This window comes from Aliivibrio sifiae, from assembly GCF_002954715.1.
GTDB lineage: Bacteria > Pseudomonadota > Gammaproteobacteria > Enterobacterales > Vibrionaceae > Aliivibrio > Aliivibrio sifiae.
The window spans coordinates 6,259-8,654 of the sequence record NZ_MSCP01000007.1 but is presented as its reverse complement, the minus strand read 5'-3'; the positions used below and the strand labels follow the sequence as shown (position 1 = coordinate 8,654).

General features: G+C 36.4%; 2 protein-coding genes. Both read left to right on the top strand.

The window, feature by feature from the left end; translation table 11 throughout:
* The first annotated feature begins 839 nt into the window (after positions 1-839).
* Entirely contained in the window at positions 840-1,181 is a 342-nt protein-coding gene (locus BTO23_RS21205) for a hypothetical protein (protein WP_105064537.1), read from the top strand.
* A 182-nt stretch (positions 1,182-1,363) separates the two neighbouring features.
* Positions 1,364-1,714, top strand: a complete 351-nt coding sequence (locus tag BTO23_RS21200) for a hypothetical protein (protein ID WP_146107818.1) — start codon at positions 1,364-1,366, stop codon at positions 1,712-1,714.
* The last annotated feature ends 682 nt before the right edge of the window (positions 1,715-2,396 follow it).

Genomic DNA, 2,396 nt, shown 5'->3' with positions numbered 1-2,396 from the left:
GTCGGTCAGTTATTCACTTAGACGTAAGGGTGAATATAACAATCGCATCAACACGATTTGCTACACTCGGCATTGTCAGTTTGCCTTTAATTTAAGTGATTAAGGCGTTAAAATTCAGCTAAGCCTGTATCGTAGCAAACGTGTTATGCAGGCGTTGTGCGTACTGAGTCCGAAATTTTTTGCACGGTTCATCAATAGAACCGAGGCTTTCGTAGTTTCGGCTTAGTAAGAGTAAATTTCTTCTTTGCTGCCTTTTTGCTTTCGTATCGTCAGGTTCGGCAAATTAGCCCTTATTTCCCTAAGTTCAGGCGTTTCAGAAGCTATTTTACGCTTCAATTGTTCTTTGGTTATGCCTCATTTTAGTCAGCATCAGTGTTTTTCTCGCAGCATTTCCAATCCCAATTGTGGCGAGTATATTTAGTTTATCAGTTCCAAACTAGCTGAAACTAAGCCGTTCAAATGTCGTAAAAAATGTATTTGTTTTCCATTTACTTCATCTCGCAATTTAAGAACATTTTGTTCGCTTAATTACTATCGGTAAATTAGAATTAGGGCTTAGAAAATCTTGGCAGGGCAGTTCTTTACCAAGTTGACCAAGCCGAAAGTAAGCACGCACAACAATCGCATCAACACGATTTATTACATTCGGCGTTCTGGGTTTGCCTTTAGTTTTGTGATTAAGGTGATTAAATTCAGGTTGGTCTGCATGGTAATAAACGTGTTATGCCAGCGTTATGGCATTCCACTGTTTAAATAACGACGCTTATTTTTTAAAATATAGACAATAGTAAACACATTTATAGTATGATATTTATCCATATTAACTATTGGAATTAATTATGAATCGAACGTCTCTTTCAGCCTTACTTTTTTCGGCGATTTTTGGTTTTAGTTTTACGATTCAAGCGAGTTCTATGCTTTCAGATGATTGCTCCTTGCCTTTAAATGAGTCTAACTATGAGAATTGTAGTGATAAAATTGCCAGCAACTCTTTTAACTATGAAAAATCAATATGGAAAATGGATAAGGAAGAACCGTTTCTATCTATTACGGATGATACTCGCTACCCTGAAAATGCTGAATGGCAATCAATGGGAATTTCCAATAAGGTATTGAATGAAGTTCGAAATGAATGTGCATTATCAAATAGAGATGACTGTATAATTTTTGACAACGATTAGTTTAATATTCATCGTTAAGAACTACCATAACAATCGCATCAACACGATTTGCTACATTCGGCATTCTAGGTTTCTTTGAGTTTACCGTATTAAGTGGTAAATTTGAGCTTAATTTGCATAGTAGCAAACGTGTTATGCAGGCGTTATGTACTCGGGCACTCGTAAATATTAATAGGGCCACTATGAAAAAAGTAATAATTTTGATGTCGTTGATTATTTCATCTACAGCTTTTTCGAATGAAATTTTGAGTATTGATAAATCGATATCTATGACGATTGACTACGAAGGCGATATGATTTTAAAAAGTAAAATATTACTTGAACCTGATGTATTAACAGACTCATATTTCGCTAATCTTGATATGAGAACATTTCCATTAGAGTGTGATGGGAAAAAGCATGAGGCTATGGGTATTAAGTCAGATGAGGCTGGAGATTCATATTTAATTATGATGTCAGATCATTGCGTAAATGAATCGACGAAAGAACTAAAGGTGAACATAAATAATTCAGTTAAGGAGTTCATCTTATAAAACGTACATAACAATCGCATCAACACGATTTACTACACTCGGCAATCTCAGTTTGCCGGGTGTTTCTCGTTTTAAGGCGTCAATATTAAGTATAATTGCATAATAGTAAACGTGTTATGCAGGCGTTGTGCGTACTGAGTCCGAAATTTTTTGCACGGTTCATCAAAAGGATCGAGGCTTTCGTAGTTTCGGCTTAGTAAGCGTTCCTTTCTTCTTTGTTGCCTTTTTGCTTTCGTATCGTCAGGTTCGGCAAATTAGCCCTTATTTCCCTAAGTTCAGGCGTTTCAGAGACATTTTTACGCTTCAATTGTTCTTTGATTATGCCTCATTTTAGCCTGTATCAGTGTTTTCCTCGCAGTATTTTCAATCCAAATTGTGGCGAGTGTATTTAGTTTATCAGTTCCAAACTAGCTGAGACTAAGCCGTTCAAATGGTGTAAAAAATGTATCTGTTTTCCATTCACTTTATCTCGCAATTTAAGAACATTTTGTTCGCTTAATTACTATCGGTAAATTAGAATCAGGGCTTAGAAAATCTTGGCAGGGCAGTTCTTTACCAAGCTAGCCAAGCCGAAAGTAAGCACGCACAACAATCGCATCAACACGATGCTTATTACATTCGGCGTTTTTGGTTTGAAGTGTAATTGGTTTGGTAAAGCTAGTCGTCAGCACGTGTTATGCAA